The organism is Streptomyces roseochromogenus subsp. oscitans DS 12.976, assembly GCF_000497445.1.
Taxonomy (GTDB): Bacteria; Actinomycetota; Actinomycetes; order Streptomycetales; family Streptomycetaceae; genus Streptomyces; species Streptomyces oscitans.
This window is the reverse complement of sequence record NZ_CM002285.1, coordinates 8,287,286-8,302,836: the sequence shown is the minus strand read 5'-3', so window position 1 is coordinate 8,302,836 and position 15,551 is coordinate 8,287,286. Positions and strand designations below refer to the sequence as shown.

Annotated in this window: 17 protein-coding genes; 14 read left to right on the top strand and 3 right to left on the bottom strand. The window is 69.5% G+C overall.

Translation table 11 applies throughout. The features are described from left to right. Nucleotides 1–17 precede the first annotated feature (17 nt). On the top strand, nt 18–1,403 hold the full coding sequence (locus M878_RS85600) for an NADP-dependent succinic semialdehyde dehydrogenase (protein ID WP_023552610.1): 1,386 nt from the start codon (nt 18–20) through the stop codon (nt 1,401–1,403). Nucleotides 1,404–1,428: 25 nt separating this feature from the next. Beyond that, complete coding sequence (locus M878_RS85595) at nt 1,429–1,662, top strand: DUF6213 family protein (RefSeq protein WP_023552609.1); 234 nt, start codon at nt 1,429–1,431, stop codon at nt 1,660–1,662. Between the two features lie 14 nt (nt 1,663–1,676). Here the strand turns inward: M878_RS85595 and M878_RS85590 are convergent, their stop codons facing one another. Then, nucleotides 1,677–2,324: a TenA family protein gene (locus M878_RS85590; protein WP_023552608.1), complete on the bottom strand. Its 648-nt coding sequence runs from the start codon at nt 2,322–2,324 to the stop codon at nt 1,677–1,679. Nucleotides 2,325–2,508: 184 nt separating this feature from the next. On the opposite strand from M878_RS85590, the gene M878_RS85585 reads away from it, so the two are divergent. From M878_RS85585 to M878_RS85575, 3 genes are read left to right on the top strand one after another with little or no spacing between them, the layout of a single operon-like run. Beyond that, on the top strand, nt 2,509–3,573 hold the full coding sequence (locus M878_RS85585; protein ID WP_031226794.1) for a type III polyketide synthase: 1,065 nt from the start codon (nt 2,509–2,511) through the stop codon (nt 3,571–3,573). Nucleotides 3,574–3,580: 7 nt separating this feature from the next. Then, nucleotides 3,581–4,795: a cytochrome P450 gene (locus M878_RS85580; RefSeq protein ID WP_023552606.1), complete on the top strand. Its 1,215-nt coding sequence runs from the start codon at nt 3,581–3,583 to the stop codon at nt 4,793–4,795. 7 nt (nt 4,796–4,802) lie between these two features. Further along, nucleotides 4,803–5,324 carry a cupin domain-containing protein gene (locus M878_RS85575; RefSeq protein ID WP_023552605.1) on the top strand — a complete coding sequence of 174 codons (522 nt, stop codon included), beginning with the start codon at nt 4,803–4,805 and terminating at the stop codon, nt 5,322–5,324. A gap of 85 nt (nt 5,325–5,409) precedes the next feature. Here the strand turns inward: M878_RS85575 and M878_RS85570 are convergent, their stop codons facing one another. Beyond that, the gene (locus M878_RS85570; RefSeq protein ID WP_023552604.1) at nt 5,410–6,636 is read right to left on the bottom strand and encodes an acyl-CoA dehydrogenase family protein; all 1,227 of its coding nucleotides are present in this window, start codon (nt 6,634–6,636) and stop codon (nt 5,410–5,412) included. Between the two features lie 169 nt (nt 6,637–6,805). Here M878_RS85570 and M878_RS85565 point away from each other — a divergent pair, with 169 nt between their 5' ends. After that, nucleotides 6,806–7,450 carry a TetR/AcrR family transcriptional regulator gene (locus M878_RS85565; protein ID WP_023552603.1) on the top strand — a complete coding sequence of 215 codons (645 nt, stop codon included), beginning with the start codon at nt 6,806–6,808 and terminating at the stop codon, nt 7,448–7,450. A 56-nt stretch (nt 7,451–7,506) separates the two neighbouring features. Here the strand turns inward: M878_RS85565 and def are convergent, their stop codons facing one another. Continuing rightward, nucleotides 7,507–8,061 carry a peptide deformylase gene (gene def / locus M878_RS85560; RefSeq protein ID WP_023552602.1) on the bottom strand — a complete coding sequence of 185 codons (555 nt, stop codon included), beginning with the start codon at nt 8,059–8,061 and terminating at the stop codon, nt 7,507–7,509. Between the two features lie 152 nt (nt 8,062–8,213). On the opposite strand from def, the gene M878_RS85555 reads away from it, so the two are divergent. The 8 genes from M878_RS85555 to rocD all read left to right on the top strand — a co-directional run bounded on the left by M878_RS85555 (nt 8,214) and on the right by rocD (nt 15,500). Then, nucleotides 8,214–9,452, top strand: coding sequence for a MurT ligase domain-containing protein (locus tag M878_RS85555; protein ID WP_023552601.1), 1,239 nt, complete (start codon nt 8,214–8,216; stop codon nt 9,450–9,452). Between the two features lie 29 nt (nt 9,453–9,481). Beyond that, complete coding sequence (locus M878_RS85550; protein WP_023552600.1) at nt 9,482–10,210, top strand: type 1 glutamine amidotransferase; 729 nt, start codon at nt 9,482–9,484, stop codon at nt 10,208–10,210. Nucleotides 10,211–10,411: 201 nt separating this feature from the next. Further along, a complete protein-coding gene (locus tag M878_RS85545) occupies nt 10,412–11,437 on the top strand; it encodes a 6-phosphofructokinase (RefSeq protein WP_023552599.1) in 1,026 nt (341 codons plus the stop codon). Nucleotides 11,438–11,559: 122 nt separating this feature from the next. Beyond that, entirely contained in the window at nt 11,560–12,510 is a 951-nt protein-coding gene (locus M878_RS85540; RefSeq protein WP_023552598.1) for a cytochrome c oxidase assembly protein, read from the top strand. 116 nt (nt 12,511–12,626) lie between these two features. Further along, entirely contained in the window at nt 12,627–12,794 is a 168-nt protein-coding gene (locus tag M878_RS96895; protein ID WP_023552597.1) for a hypothetical protein, read from the top strand. Between the two features lie 37 nt (nt 12,795–12,831). Then, nucleotides 12,832–13,317: an Lrp/AsnC family transcriptional regulator gene (locus M878_RS85530; protein WP_023552596.1), complete on the top strand. Its 486-nt coding sequence runs from the start codon at nt 12,832–12,834 to the stop codon at nt 13,315–13,317. Nucleotides 13,318–13,470: 153 nt separating this feature from the next. Next, nucleotides 13,471–14,280: a dimethylargininase gene (ddaH, locus tag M878_RS85525; RefSeq protein WP_023552595.1), complete on the top strand. Its 810-nt coding sequence runs from the start codon at nt 13,471–13,473 to the stop codon at nt 14,278–14,280. Beyond that, nucleotides 14,280–15,500: an ornithine--oxo-acid transaminase gene (gene rocD / locus M878_RS85520; protein ID WP_023552594.1), complete on the top strand. Its 1,221-nt coding sequence runs from the start codon at nt 14,280–14,282 to the stop codon at nt 15,498–15,500. Before ddaH ends, rocD begins: the two co-directional genes overlap by 1 nt. Nucleotides 15,501–15,551: the final 51 nt, after the last annotated feature.

The window sequence follows — 15,551 nt, the reverse complement described above, 5'->3', positions numbered from 1 at the left end:
TCCCAGGGAGGTCAGCCATGCCCATCGCGACGGTGAACCCGGCGAACGGCGAGACGCTCAAGACGTACGAGCCCATGGGCGAGGAAGAGCTGGAACGCCGGCTCCAGCTCGCCGAGGCCACGTTCCGCACGTACCGGACCACTTCGTTCGCCGAACGGGCCCGCCTGATGAACGAGGCCGCCGATCTGCTGGACGAGGACCAGCCGGAGATCGCCCGGACCATGACCCTGGAGATGGGCAAGCCGGTCAAGCAGGCACGTGCGGAGGCCGCGAAGTGCGCGAAGGCGATGCGCTGGTACGCCGAGCGCGCCGAGGCGCTGCTGGCGGACGAGGAGCCCGCCGAGTCGGACGTGAGGGACTCCGGGGCGTCCCGGGTCCGGGTGCGCTACCGGCCGCTCGGGCCGGTGCTCGCGGTCATGCCGTGGAACTTCCCGCTGTGGCAGGTCGTCCGGTTCGCCGCGCCCGCACTGATGGCCGGCAACGTGGGCCTGCTCAAGCACTCCTCCAACGTCCCGCAGACGGCCCTGTACCTGGAGGACCTGTTCCACCGGGCGGGCTTCACGGAGGGCTGTTTCCAGACGCTGCTGATCGGCGCGGGCGCGGTGGACGAGATCCTGCGCGACGAGCGGGTGAAGGCGGCGACGCTGACGGGCAGCGAGCCCGCGGGCCGGGCGGTCGCCTCCACCGCCGGCGAGATGGTCAAGAAGACGGTGCTGGAGCTGGGCGGCAGCGACCCGTACGTCGTCATGCCGTCCGCCGACCTGGACCGGGCGGCCCGGGTGGCGGTCACCGCGCGCGTGCAGAACAACGGGCAGTCCTGCATCGCCGCGAAGCGGTTCATCGTGCACCGGGACGTCTACGACACCTTCGCCGAGAAGTTCGTCGCCGGGATGCGGGCACTCAAGATCGGCGACCCCCTGGAGGAGGACACCGAGGTCGGGCCGCTCTCCAGCGAGCAGGGGCGTGCCGACCTGGAGGAACTGGTCGACGACGCGAAGCGCAGCGGCGCCGAGGTGCTGTGCGGCGGCGAGCGGCCGGGCGGGCCGGGCTGGTACTACCCGCCGACCGTGCTCGCCGGGATCACCCGGGAGATGCGCATCCACCGGGAGGAGGCGTTCGGGCCCGTGGCCACGCTGTACCGGGCCGGTGACCTGGACGAGGCGCTGCTCATCGCCAACGACTCGCCGTTCGGGCTGAGTTCCAATGTGTGGACGCGTGACGACGGCGAGGTGGCGCGCTTCACGCGTGATCTGGAGGCCGGATCCGTGTACGTCAACGGGATGACCGCCTCCCACCCGGCCTTCCCGTTCGGCGGCGTCAAGCGGTCCGGGTACGGGCGTGAGCTGTCCGGGCACGGAATCCGCGAGTTCTGCAACATCACCACGGTTTGGCAGGGTGCGTGAGCGCTGCGCGGCTAGCATCCGGTCTGTGAACGGCGAAGTGACTCTGCCTCTGATCGTGGACGACCGTGGGACCTTGCAGGTGGCCGCGGCCGATGTGAGTAAGTTGCTGCGGACCGTGGGGGCTCGGTGGCTGCGACTTGTCGAGGGCGGGGAGCAGAGGCTGGACGAGGATACGGTTGCGGCATTGACCATTGAGCTGGCCAAGCTCGCGGATCGTATCGACGTGGCTTGCATCGCGCACAGCAGCGGGGCGCCGTAGGCCGTTCGGCTCGGTCAGCTCAGTGTTGCCCAGAACATGCTCTCGTACCTCTGGAGCAGGGTTCCGTACGTGTGTGCGCTGTTTGCGTTCAGGGTGCCCGTGTCCAGGCCTGCCTGTACCGCTGCCGTCCCCTGATCGTCCAGATCCGGGGACGGTTCGGCGAAGAAGTCGAAGAACGCGCAGGACTCGTCCGTGAAGCCGTAGTGCGTGCGCAGTCCCTCGGCGATGCGGGCGCAGTAGCCGCCCCAGGCGGAGAAGTTCGCCGTGAGGGCCAGGACGGCGTCCGCCGGGGCGGCGTTGAGGGCCAGCCAGGAGACGTAGGCGGGGTAGGCCTGGCAGCCCGCCAGGGGGACGTAGGCGCGGGAGCGGTCCTCCGTCACGCCACAGGCCCGGGCGAACGCCTCCAGGTGTGCCTCCGCCAGCTCCTCGCCGGTCGCGAGGGTGGTGAAGAAGGCCGCGGCGGCGGGGTCGGCGCGCTGGGCCAGGTGCGCGAAGGAGCGGCGGTCGGCCGGGATCACCCACCGCTGTTCCAGGGCGAGGCTCGCCAGCGTCCGAATGGGTGCCTCGCCGCGTTCCACGAGTGGGACGACGGGGTTGGCCGTCGGGTCCGGGGCGAGCGCTCCGATGGTCGTGCGCAGCAGGTCCCCGGCCGTTGCCGTCATGTTTTTCTCCCTCGCGCGGACGTGCGGCTTCTCGTCCGAGCCTGACACGGTGTCCCCGGTCTGGAGTAGTCCGGCGAGAGAACGTCGCCGGTCCGAGTGATCGTGGGTGAACCACCTCCTTGGGGTGAACGACCTCTGACCGGCGGGCAAAGGCCTTCCGGAAGGCTGAAAGCAGGCACGGTTCATGGCGACTTTGTGCAGACCCTCGGTGTCGGTTCCGGAGCACGTGATCACGATGGAGGAGACGCTGGAGTTGGCGCGCTCCCGTCACGCGGATCACCCGCAACTGCCGCTCGCACTGCGGCTGATCGAGAACACGGGCGTCAGGACCCGGCACATCGTGCAGCCCATCGAGGAGACCCTCAAGCACCCCGGCTTCGAGGAGCGCAACAAGCTCTACGAGGCCGAGGCCAAGGCCCGCGTCCCCGCGGTGATACAGCGGGCGCTCGACGACGCGGAACTCCTCACCACCGACATCGACATGATCATCTACGTCTCGTGCACGGGCTTCATGATGCCCTCGCTCACGGCGTGGCTGATCAACGAGATGGACTTCGATCCCACGACCCGACAGTTCCCCATAGCCCAGCTGGGCTGTGCGGCCGGCGGCGCGGCGATCAACCGCGCGCACGACTTCTGCACGGCCTACCCCGAGGCCAACGCACTGATCGTGGCCTGTGAGTTCTGCTCGCTGTGCTACCAGCCCACCGACCTAGGTGTCGGCTCGCTGCTCTCCAACGGCCTGTTCGGTGACGGCATAGCCGCGGCCGTGGTCCGCGGCATCGGCGGCACCGGCATCGAGCTGGAACGCAACGGCTCGTATCTGATCCCGAAGACCGAGGAGTGGATCATGTACGACGTCCGGGCGACAGGCTTCCACTTCCTGCTCGACAAGCGGGTGCCGGCCACCATGGAACCGCTGGCCCCGGCCCTCCAAGACCTCGCGGGGACGCACGGCTGGGACGCGTCCGACCTGGACTTCTACATCGTCCACGCCGGCGGGCCTCGCATCCTCGACGACCTGAGCAAGTTCCTCCAGGTCGACCCGCACGCGTTCCGGTTCAGCCGGGCCACCCTCACCGAGTACGGCAACATCGCCTCCGGCGTCGTGCTGGACGCGCTGCGCCGGATGTTCGACGAGGGCGGCGCCGAGCACCGGGCGCGCGGGCTCCTCGCCGGGTTCGGACCCGGCATCACCGCGGAAATGGCGCTGGGCCGCTGGCGCAGCCCTGACCGAGAAACGGCATGAGTACGGCATGACCGACGAGACGCTCACCGAGACCCTGCCCCCGATCCGGCACTGGCCGGCGCTCGACCTGACCGGGACGGACTTCGACCCGGTGCTGAGAGAGCTGATGCGCGAAGGACCGGTCACCCGCATCCAGCTGCCCAACGGCGAGGGCTGGGCCTGGCTGGTGACCCGGATGGACGACGTCCGCATGGTGACCAACGACCCCCGATTCAGCCGCGAGGAGGTCATGAAGAAGCCGGTCACCCGGCTGGCCCCGCACTTCATCCCCGACCCGGGCGCGGTCGGCTTCCTCGACCCGCCCGACCACACCCGACTGCGCCGCTCGGTGGCGGCCGCGTTCACCGCGAAGGGCGTGGAGCGGGTGCGCGAGAAGGCGCGCGCCATGCTGGACGAACTGGTCGACGAACTCCTCCAGGACGGCCCGCCCGCCGATCTCACGGCCACGATCCTCAGCCCGTTCCCGATCGCGGTGATCTGCGAGATGATGGGTGTCCCGGCCGCCGACCGGCACACCATGCACACCTGGACCCAGCTCATCCTGTCCTCCTCGAACGGCAAGGAGGTCAGCGAGAAGGCCAAGCGGGAGATGGCCGCCTACTTCTCGGACCTGATCGGGCTGCGCGAGAACAGCACGGCCGAGGACGTCGCCTCGCTGCTCGGCGCCGCGGTGGGCCGGGGCGAAGTCACCCTGGAGGAGGCCGTCGGACTGGCCGGTCTCCTCCAGATCGGCGGCGAGGCGGTCACCAACAACAGCGGGCAGATGTTCTATCTGCTGCTGACCCGCCCCGACCTGGTGGAGCGGCTGCGCACGGAACCGGAGATCCGCCCCAAGGCGATCGACGAGCTCCTGCGCTGGATCCCGCACCGCAGCGCGGTCGGCCTGTCGCGGATCGCCCTGGAGGACGTGGAGATCCGGGGTGTGCGGATCCGCGCGGGCGACGCGGTGTACAACTCCTACCTGGCCGCCAACCGCGACCCGGAGGTCTTCGCCGACCCGGAGACCATCGACTTCTCCCGCAGCCCCAACCCCCATGTCTCCTTCGGCTTCGGCCCGCACTTCTGCCCCGGCAACATGCTGGCCCGACTGGAGGAGGAACTCATGGTGGACGCCCTCCTGGACCGGGTGCCGGGCCTGAAGCTGGCCGTACCGCCGGAGAAGGTGCCCTTCAAGAAGGGCGCGCTGATCCGGGGTCCCGAGGCCCTGCCGGTGACCTGGTGAGCGCCATATGACCTGGAGCGAGGGACTGCTCGTGCCGCCGGGCCACGGCCGTGTGGTGGAGACACCGGCCCAGCGGGTGACGTTCAAGGTCACCGGCACGCACTCGCGGATGGCCTCCACCTTCGAGGTGGAGGTCCCGCCGGGCTTCGACGTGGGCGCCCATGTGCACACCCGCAGCGAGGAGTTGTTCTACGTCCTGGAGGGCGAACTGGACGTCCTCGCCTTCGAGCCACGCGTCCGCACCCCCGACAACTGGCAGAAGTGGGAGTCGAGTTCGGGCAACAGGGTGGTCCGGGCCACTCCGGGCACGCTGATCGTCGTACCCCCGGGCTGCCCGCACGCGTTCACGAACCCGACGGACACACCGGCGAAGATGTTCTTCCAGGCATCCCCGCCACCCGACCACGAGCGCTATTTCGAGGAGCTGCTGGAGATCTTGGGCAACGGCGGCCCCCCGGACCAGGAGGCGATCGAGGCGCTACGGACCAAGTACGACATCGAGCAACTCACACCTTTGAGACACAGGTGAGCGTGCCGGCCTGAGGGGGCGCGGGGCGCTGCGCGACCGGCCACGACGGACCGGCACTCCGCAGCGCACCCGCACCCCGACGGCGCTACCGAATGGGCATTCCAGCCAACGTACGCGCGATAACAAGCCGCTGAATCTCGCTCGTACCCTCGAAGATCGTGTAGATGGCACTGTCCCGGTGCATCCGCTCGACCGGGTACTCACGCGTGTACCCGTTCCCGCCCAGGATCTGGATGGCCTGCGCGGTCACCTTCTTCGCGGTCTCGCTGGCGAAGAGCTTCGACATGGACCCTTCGGCGGCAGTGAACGGCTTGCCGTTGACTGCCATCCACGAGGCACGCCAGACCAGCAGCCGGGCCGCGTCGATCTGCGTCCGCATGTCCGCGAGCTGGAACGCCACACCCTGGTTGTCGATGATCGCCCGTCCGAACTGCTCACGGGTCTTGGCGTAGTCGAGGGCAACCTCGTACGCGGCCCGGGCGGTACCGACAGCCATGGCCCCCACGGCGGGGCGGGACGCCTCGAACGTGGCCATCGCCGCGTTCTTGACGCGCTCGCCGTCCTTGCGGGCCTTTTCCCGCGCCCGGGCCAGCCGCTCGTCCAGCTTCTCCTTGCCGCCGAGGAGGCAGGAGCCGGGGACACGGACGTGGTCGAGGATGACCTCGGCGGTGTGCGAGGCACGAATCCCGTGCTTCTTGAACTTCTGGCCCTGGGCGAGGCCCTCCGTACCCGGCGGGATGATGAAGGACGCGTGGCCCTTGGAGCCCAGCTCCGGGTCGACGCTGGCGACGACGACGTGGACGTTGGCGATGCCGCCGTTGGTCGCCCAGGTCTTCGTGCCGTTGATCACCCACTCGTCCTTCGCCTCGTCGTACACGGCTCGCGTGCGCAGGGAGGCGACGTCGGAGCCGGCGTCGGGCTCGGAGGAGCAGAACGCGGCGACCTTGACGTCGTTCTGGTCGCCGTACATCTGCGGTATCCAGGTGCCGATCTGTTCCTCGGTGCCGTTGGCGAGAACACCGACGGCGGCCAGACCGGTGCCCACGATGGAGAGGGCGATGCCCGCGTCCCCCCAGAACAGCTCCTCCATGGCCATCGGGATACCCAGGCCGGTGGGGTCGAAGTACTGCTGCGCGTAGAAGTCGAGGGAGTAGATGCCGACCTTCGCGGCCTCCTGGATGACCGGCCAGGGAGTCTCCTCGCGCTCGTCCCACTCGGCGGCCGCCGGGCGGATCACATCGGCGGCGAAGCCATGGAGCCAGTCCCGGACTTCCCTCTGTTCGTCGTTCAGCTCCATGGTGAACTCGGCCATGTCCCCTCCAGCGGCGGCGATACGGTGTTACTAGCGGTAACCCAAGTTTGTTACTGACGGGTAGAAAAAGTCAACCGCCGATGACGCCTCGTATCCCGTTCGATGTCAGGGGCACAGTCAGTGTTAGTTTGCGCAGGCGTCACCGAATCAGCACGGGTGGGGAGAGCACATGGACACCACACAGCGGACCGAGCAGCAGCGGTCCGCCGACCGCCGACGGCGCGAGCTGCTGGAGGCCGCCGACCGGGTGGTGCTGCGCGACGGCCCACAGGCGTCGATGAACGCGATCGCGGCGGAGGCGGGGATCACGAAACCGATTCTGTACCGCCACTTCGGCGACAAGGGCGGGCTTTACGCCGCGCTTGCCAAGCGGCACACGGACGCGCTGCTCGATTCGCTGCGGGCGGCGCTCGACGCTCCGGCGGACCGGCGGGAGCGGGTCGAGTCCACGCTGGACACATATCTCGCCGCGATCGAGGCACGGCCTCAGGTGTACCGGTTCCTGATGCATCCGGCGGAGGGGAGTCAGGGAGGCGACCAGGGCTTCGACGTAGGCAAGCATTCGGCACCGCTGCTCCGGCGCATGGGCGAGGAACTGGCTCAGGTCATCGAGGAGCGGGTGGATCTCGGGCCGGAGAGTCAGCAGCTGGCGCGGGTATGGGGGCATGGGATCGTCGGGATGATGCATGCGGCCGGGGACTGGTGGCTGGGGGAACGGCCTTGTTCCCGCGCTGAGTTGGTGCGGTCTCTCGCCGATCTGCTGTGGGGGCGTCTCGCTGCTGCGGGGGACAGAATGGGAGGTCCGGGGTTCTGACCGCCGTTCCCCAGGTGCGGGTGCGTGGGGGCTTGTCGCGCAGTTCCCCGCGCCCCTTAAGCCGGACCACTTGCCCGGTGCCATGAAGCGCGCGTGATCTGCCTGGTCAGTCTGCGCTTCCGCCAACCCGTGAGGTGATCGGCGTAAACCCGGCCTTCCACGTGGTCGTACTCGTGCTGCAAGCATCTGGCGAAGAACCCCGTGCCATGGACGGTGACCGGCTCCCCCGTCACCGTCAGTCCCTCGATGACCGCGTGGTCGTATCGTGCCGTCCCCGCCTCCAGGCCCGGCAGGGACAGGCAGCCCTCCGGGCCGCGGATCACCACGCCGTCGGTCTCGACCAGGCGGGGGTTCACCACATGTCCGAGATGGCGCACATCGTCGTCATCCGGACAGTCGTAGACGAAAACGCGCAGCGGCACCCCGATCTGATTCGCCGCCAGCCCCACCCCCTGCGCGGCGTACATGGTCGCGAACAAGTCCTCCACGAGGGCGGCCACTTCGGGGCCGAAGCCGGTGACCTCGCGGCAGGGCTCGTGCAGAGCGCTGTCGCCGAGCAGGGAAAGTGGCCGGACGCGCCCGTGGGCGCCCGGGATCGTGCCGTGTCGCATAGCGGCAAGGGTACGGTTCCTTCAGCTCATGCTCGCCGCGTATGGCGTGGGCCGGGATTCGGGTGTGCGAATGGATCTCGATAGGCTGAGGGCCCCACCACGTTGCCGGATGGCCCCAGGCGCGGCGCGTACGCAAGGAGGATCGAGAACTGATGGCAGGCAACTCGGACCCGCTCACGCCGCGGGCCAAGCTGGCCGTGACCGCCGGCAAGGCGGTCGCTGCGGCATCTCGCGCCGCGGGGCGCGGCAGCGGGTCGGTGATCGGTGGCCGGGTCGCGCTGAAACTCGACCCCGCCCTACTCGCCCGGCTCGCGCAGAACCTGGACGTCGTCCTGGTGTCGGCGACCAACGGCAAGACCACGACCACCCGGCTGATCGCGGAGGCGCTGCGCGCCGCGGGCCCGGTCGTGTCGAACGCGCTCGGCGCCAACATGCCGGCCGGTATCACCTCCGCACTCGCAGGTGGGTCGGACGCCAAGTTCGGTGTCATCGAGGTCGACGAGAAGTACCTGGCCGGTGTGGCACGGGACACGGCTCCCAAGTGCATCGCGCTCCTCAACCTCTCCCGTGACCAGCTGGACCGCGCCGCCGAGACCCGGATGCTGGCCGAGAACTGGCGCGAGGGCCTGGCCGGCTCCAAGGCCGTCGTCGTCGCCAACTGCGACGACCCGCTGGTGGTGTGGGCCGCCTCCTCCTCGCCGAACGTGATCTGGGTCGCGGCCGGGCAGATGTGGAAGGACGACGCCTGGTCCTGCCCGTCCTGCGGTGGCGTGATGCAGCGCCCCGGCGACGACTGGTTCTGCGGCGAGTGCGGCTTCCGGCGGCCCCAGCCGTCCTGGGCGCTGTCCGGGGACCACGTGCTCGACCCGCATGGCTCCGCCTGGCCCATCCATCTGCAGCTGCCGGGCCGCGCCAACAAGGCGAACGCCGCCTCGTCCGCGGCCGTCGCCGCCGTCTTCGGGGTGCCGCCGCAGGTCGCTCTGGAGCGGATGTACCAGGTACAGGCCGTGGCCGGCCGGTACGACGTCGTGCAGTTCCTCAACCGTGATCTGCGGCTGCTGCTGGCCAAGAACCCGGCCGGCTGGCTGGAGACCTTCTCCCTGATCGACCCGCCGCCCGCCCCGGTGATCCTGTCCGTGAACGCGCGCGGTGCCGACGGCACCGACACCTCCTGGTTGTGGGACGTCGACTACACCCGGCTGACCGGCCACCCGATCTTCGTGATCGGCGACCGCAAGCTGGACCTCGCCGTCCGTCTGGAGGTCGCGAACCAGCACTTCCAGGTCTGCGAGGACCTCGACCAGGCCGTGCAGTTGTGCCCGCCCGGCCGGATCGAGGTCATCGCGAACTACACCGCGTTCCAGGACCTGCGCCGCCGCGTCGGCAACTGATCTTCTGATCTTCGAAGGGCGATCACCTCATGAGCGACAACCAACTGCGGCTGGTGTGGATCTACCCGGACCTGCTGAGCACCTACGGCGACCAGGGCAACGCCCTCGTCGTGGAGCGGCGGGCCCGGCAGCGCGGCCTGGACGTGGCCCGGCTCGACGTGCGCAGCGACCAGCCGATCCCGACCTCCGGCGACATCTATCTGATCGGCGGCGGCGAGGACCGGCCGCAGCGGCTCGCGGCCGAGCGGCTGCGCCGGGACGGGCATCTGCAGCGCGCGGTGCAGAACGGCGCAATCGTCTTCTCCGTCTGCGCCGGCTACCAGATCCTCGGCCACGAATTCATCAACGACCTCGGCCAGCGCGAGCCGGGTCTCGGCCTGCTCGACGTGGTCTCGGTGCGCGGCGAGGACGGGCGGTGCGTCGGCGACGTCCTCGCCGACATCGACCCGCAGCTCGGACTGCCCCAGCTGAGCGGCTTCGAGAACCACCAGGGCGTCACCCACCTCGGACCGACCGCCCGCCCCTTCGCCCGGGTGAAGATCGGCAAGGGCAACGGCACCGGGGACGGCACGGAGGGCGCGTACAGCGGGACCGTGTTCGGCACGTACATGCACGGCCCGGTCCTCGCCCGTAACCCGCAGATCGCCGATCTGCTGCTGAAGCTGGCGCTCGACGTCAACGCGCTGCCGCCGGTCGACGACCGCTGGTACGAGGCACTCCGCGACGAGCGGATCGCCGCTGCTCAGCAGCCCGCGTAAGCCCCGCTGCACCGGTTTTCCAGCGTGCTCCGGCAGTCTCTTGGTGGGCCCGCCTGACAGACCGTCCGCTCACATGTGCGGGCGCGTCCAGCAGGCGGACGCCCGCTACGGAGCGACCCCCTCACGCCGGTAGGGTGGCCGGGAATCCGCCGGACAACGTGGTCCGGTTACCCGGCCCACGTTGAGAAGGTATTTCGGGCTATGCGCATTGGTGTCCTCACGTCCGGCGGCGACTGCCCCGGCCTGAACGCCGTCATCCGGTCCGTCGTGCACCGCGCCGTCGCCGACCACGGCGACGAGGTCATCGGTTTCCGGGACGGCTGGAAGGGCCTCCTGGAGTGCGACTACCTCAAGCTCGACCTGGACGCCGTGGGCGGCATCCTGGCGCGCGGCGGCACCATCCTCGGCTCCTCCCGGGTCCGCCCGGAACATCTGCGGGACGGTGTCGAGCGGGCCAGGGGCCATGTCGCGGAACTCGGCCTGGACGCGATCATCCCGATCGGCGGTGAGGGCACGCTGAAGGCGGCCCAGCTGCTGTCGGCGGGCGGGCTGCCGATCGTAGGCGTGCCCAAGACCATCGACAACGACATCGCTGTCACGGATGTCACCTTCGGCTTCGACACGGCCGTCACCGTGGCGACGGAGGCCCTGGACCGGCTGAAGACCACCGCCGAGTCGCACCAGCGCGTGCTGATCGTGGAGGTCATGGGCCGGCACACCGGCTGGATCGCGCTGCACTCCGGCATGGCGGCCGGCGCCCACGCCATCGTCGTGCCTGAACGACCCTTCGACATCGAGGAGTTGGCGACGAAGGTCGGCGAGCGGTTCGAAGCCGGCAAGCGGTTCGCGATCGTCGTCGCGGCGGAGGGGGCCAAGCCCAGGCCCGGCTCCATGGACTTCGACGAGGGCGGCAAGGACATCTACGGCCACGAGCGCTTCGCCGGCATCGCCCGGCAGCTGTCCGTCGAGCTGGAGCAGCGGCTCGGCAAGGAGGCGCGGCCGGTGATCCTGGGCCATGTGCAGCGGGGCGGGACGCCGACGGCGTACGACCGGGTGCTCGCCACGAGGTTCGGCTGGCATGCGGTGGAGGCCGTGCATCGCGGCGAGTTCGGGAAGATGACGGCTCTGCGGGGGACCGACATCGTGATGGTGTCGCTGGCGGAGGCCGTCGAGACCCTGAAGACCGTGCCGGTGGAGCGGTACGACGAGGCGGAGTGCGTCCTGTAGTTCACCCGGGAGTCCTGTGGTTCACCCGAGAACAACCCGCCCCCGGTCACGGTCGTGGCCGGGGGCGGTTCTAGTCTTGGGGCGGACAACTCGTACAACCCCCACGAATCAGGAGCCGCCGGATGGATCACAGCGGGCACGGCATGATGATGGATCTGCCGCCGTTCACGCTGGGACGGGGGCTTCAGTGGTCCACTGACCCGTTCTTCCTCGTCGTCTGCCTGCTCGGGCTCGGTCTGTACGGCTGGGGTGTCGTACGGCTGCGGCGGCGCGGGGACGCGTGGCCCGTGTCCCGCACGGTGTCGTACGTCGTCGGTGTGCTGACCATCGCCCTGGTGATGTGCACCAAGCTGAACGACTACGGCATGGTCATGTTCAGCGTGCACATGGTGCAGCACATGATCATCAGCATGCTGTCGCCGATCCTGATCCTGCTCGGCGCGCCGGTCACGCTCGCACTGCGGGCGCTGCCGACCGCCGGCCGGGGGCGCAAGGGCCCGCGCGAGCTGCTGCTGGCGCTGCTGCACAGCCGGTACATGCGGATCATCACCCACCCGGCGTTCACGATCCCGCTGTTCATCGCGAGCCTGTACGCGCTGTACTTCACCCCGCTCTTCGACCTCCTGATGGGTTCCAGGGCCGGGCACATCGCGATGATGGTGCACTTCCTCGCGGTCGGCGTGGTGTTCTTCTGGCCGATCATCGGCGTCGACCCGGGCCCGCACCGGCCGGGGTATCTGATGCGGATGCTGGAGCTGTTCGCGGGCATGCCGTTCCACGCGTTTTTCGGTATCGCGCTGATGATGGCGTCGACGCCGATGGTGGAAACTTTCAAGCATCCGCCGGCCTCGCTCGGCATCGACGCGCTGTCCGACCAGAACGCGGCCGGCGGGATCGCCTGGGCGTTCAGCGAGATCCCCTCCGTGCTGGTGCTGATCGCGCTGCTGTTCCAGTGGTACGGCTCCGAGCAGCGGCAGGCCAAGCGCAAGGACCGAGCCGCCGACCGGGACGGCGACAAGGAGCTGGAGGCGTACAACGCCTATCTGGCCTCGCTGAACGCACGCGAGGGCTAGGGCCCGGCCGGCGGGTCAGGCCGCAGGAGATCAACGGCACCGCTGGGCGGAGCCGTCCCCTCCGGGCGGAATCCGGGGCACCATGGTCGAGGACGGACCATGAGGAGGGTGTCGCGATGCCCGGTTCCACGAACGGTTCCACCAAGGCGATGGGGGCTCTCACGGTCGGCGGACTCGTCGTCGTGACCGCCTACACGGTCGCGATCGGCAGTAACGGCTGGCTGTGGTTCGGCTGGGTCGTCCTGGGCCTGCTGACCCTCGCCATGGTCGTCACCCAGTCCTAGGTCCCCCGCGGCGGGCTTGGCTGATTACAGTGCCCGCATGAACAGCAGGACCGCTTCCTTCGACGATCTGGACCGGAAGATCATCACCGCCCTGATGGCGAACGCCAGGACCAGCTTCGCCGAGATCGGCGCGACGATCGGGCTGTCGTCCACCGCGGTCAAACGGCGTGTGGACCGGCTGCGCGAGACCGGGGTGATCACCGGGTTCACGGCCACGGTGCAGCCGTCGGCGCTGGGCTGGCGCACGGAGGCGTACGTCGAGGTGTACTGCGAGGGCGCGGCCCCGCCCCGGCGGCTCGCGGAGGTCGTCCGGAACCATCCGGAGATCACGGCGGCCATGACGGTGACCGGCGGCGCGGACGCGCTGCTGCACGTCCGGGCTCGGGACGTGGGGCACTTCGAGGAAGTGCTGGAGCGGATCCGCACCGAGCCGTTCATCAGGAAGACGATCAGCGTGATGGTCCTGTCCCATCTGCTCCCGGAAAGCCCCGAAGCGGGCGCCACGCAGCCGGCCCCGGAATGACGCGGACCATGCGCAGCACTCGTGCGTGGGTCGCGCTCAGAACGCAGTGATGCTGCGTATGTGCGCAACTTTTCACGCTTGTCGGTTGCCGATCTCCGTTTCTACCGTTGTGGCACCCCTCAGTGACACACAGGAAACCGGAGGAAACCCTCTGTGTCCGAAAGCCGTGTGCTGCGCCCTCGGCGCTTCCTCGTCTGTGAACCCAGACACTTCGCCGTTCAGTACGCGATCAACCCCTGGATGCACCCCGACAAACCCGTCGACGTGGATCTCGCCCAGGAGCAGTGGCAGAGGCTGATCCGCGCCTACCGCGCCCATGGGCACACCGTCGAGTCGGTCGAGCCGGTGGCCGGCCTGCCGGACATGGTGTTCGCCGCGAACGCCGCGTTCGTGGTCGGTGGCCGGGTCTTCGGCTCGCTGTTCCACGCGCCGGAGCGCCGCGCGGAGTCGGTGCACTACGACACCTGGTTCAAGACGGCCGGCTACGACGTGTACCGCCCGGAGTCCGTGACCGAGGGCGAGGGCGACCTGGTGTGGACCGGCCGGTATGTACTGGCCGGCACCGGGTTCCGCACCACCCGGGAGGCGCACCGGGAGGCCCAGGAGTTCCTCGGCCATCCGGTGATCGGCCTGACCCTGGTGGATCCGTACTTCTACCACCTGGACACGGCGCTGTTCGTCCTCGACGACGACAACATCTGCTACTACCCGGAGGCGTTCTCGGCGGGCAGCCGCGAGGTGCTGCGCCGGCTGTACCCGGACGCGGTCCTCGCCACCCGTGAGGACGCGCTGGCGTTCGGCCTGAACTCCGTGTCCGACGGCCGCAACGTCTTCATCGCGCCGCAGGCCGAGGCGCTGGCCGAGAACCTCGCCGGCCACGGTTACGTCCCCGTCCCCGTCGACCTGTCCGAGTTCCACAAGGCCGGCGGTGGCATCAAGTGCTGCACCCAGGAGATCCGCTGATGACCGCACCCGCGCGCACGCGTACGTCCGCCGACCTGATCCGTGCGGAGGAGCCGGTCCTCGCACACAACTACCACCCGCTGCCCGTGGTCGTCTCCCGCGCCGAGGGCACCTGGGTGGAGGACGTCGAGGGGCGCCGCTACCTCGACATGCTGGCCGGCTACTCGGCGCTGAACTTCGGCCACCGGCACCCGGCGCTGATCGAGGCCGCGCACCGCCAGCTCGACCAGCTCACGCTGACCTCGCGCGCCTTCCACAACGACCGCCTCGCGGAGTTCGCCGAGCGGCTCGCAGAGCTGACCGGCCTGGACATGGTGCTGCCGATGAACACCGGAGCCGAGGCGGTGGAGAGCGGCATCAAAGTGGCCCGCAAGTGGGCGTACGACGTGAAGGGCGTCCCCGCCGACCGGGCGACGATCGTGGTCGCGGCGGAGAACTTCCACGGCCGTACGACGACGATCGTCAGCTTCTCCACGGACGAGACGGCCCGGTCGGGCTTCGGCCCCTTCACGCCCGGCTTCAAGATCGTGCCGTACGACGACCTGGCCGCACTGGAGGAGGCCGTCGACGAGACGACGGCGGCCGTGCTGATCGAGCCGATCCAGGGCGAGGCCGGCGTGATCATCCCGAAGGCCGGCTATCTCGCCGGGGTGCGCGAGCTGACCCGCCGCAAGGGCTGTCTGTTCATCGCCGACGAGATCCAGTCGGGCCTCGGCCGCACCGGCCGTACCCTCGCCGTCGAGCACGAGGATGTCGTGCCGGACGTGCTGCTGCTCGGCAAGGCTCTCGGCGGCGGGATCGTGCCGGTGTCGGCGGTGGTGGCCCGGCGTGAGGTGCTGGGGGTGCTGCACCCGGGTGAGCACGGCTCGACGTTCGGCGGCAACCCGCTCGCGGCGGCGGTCGGCACGGCCGTGGTCGAGCTGCTGGAGGCCGGTGAGTTCCAGCTGCGGGCGGCCGAGCTGGGCACGGTCCTGCGGGACGGGCTGGCCGCGCTGGTCGGCCGGGGCGTGATCGGCTTCCGGGCGCGCGGGCTGTGGGCGGGCGTCGACATCGACCCGGCGATCGGCAGCGGCCGTGAGATCAGCGAACGGCTGATGCGCGAGGGGATCCTGGTGAAGGACACCCACGGGTCCACCATCCGGCTGGCGCCCCCGCTGACCATCGCCGCGGAGGAACTGCGTTCCGCGCTGGCGGCACTGGAGAAGGTGCTGGGTTCGTGACCGGAGCGGGGAGCGGCCGCGCGCCGCTCCCCGCTCGTCCGTACTCCTCCA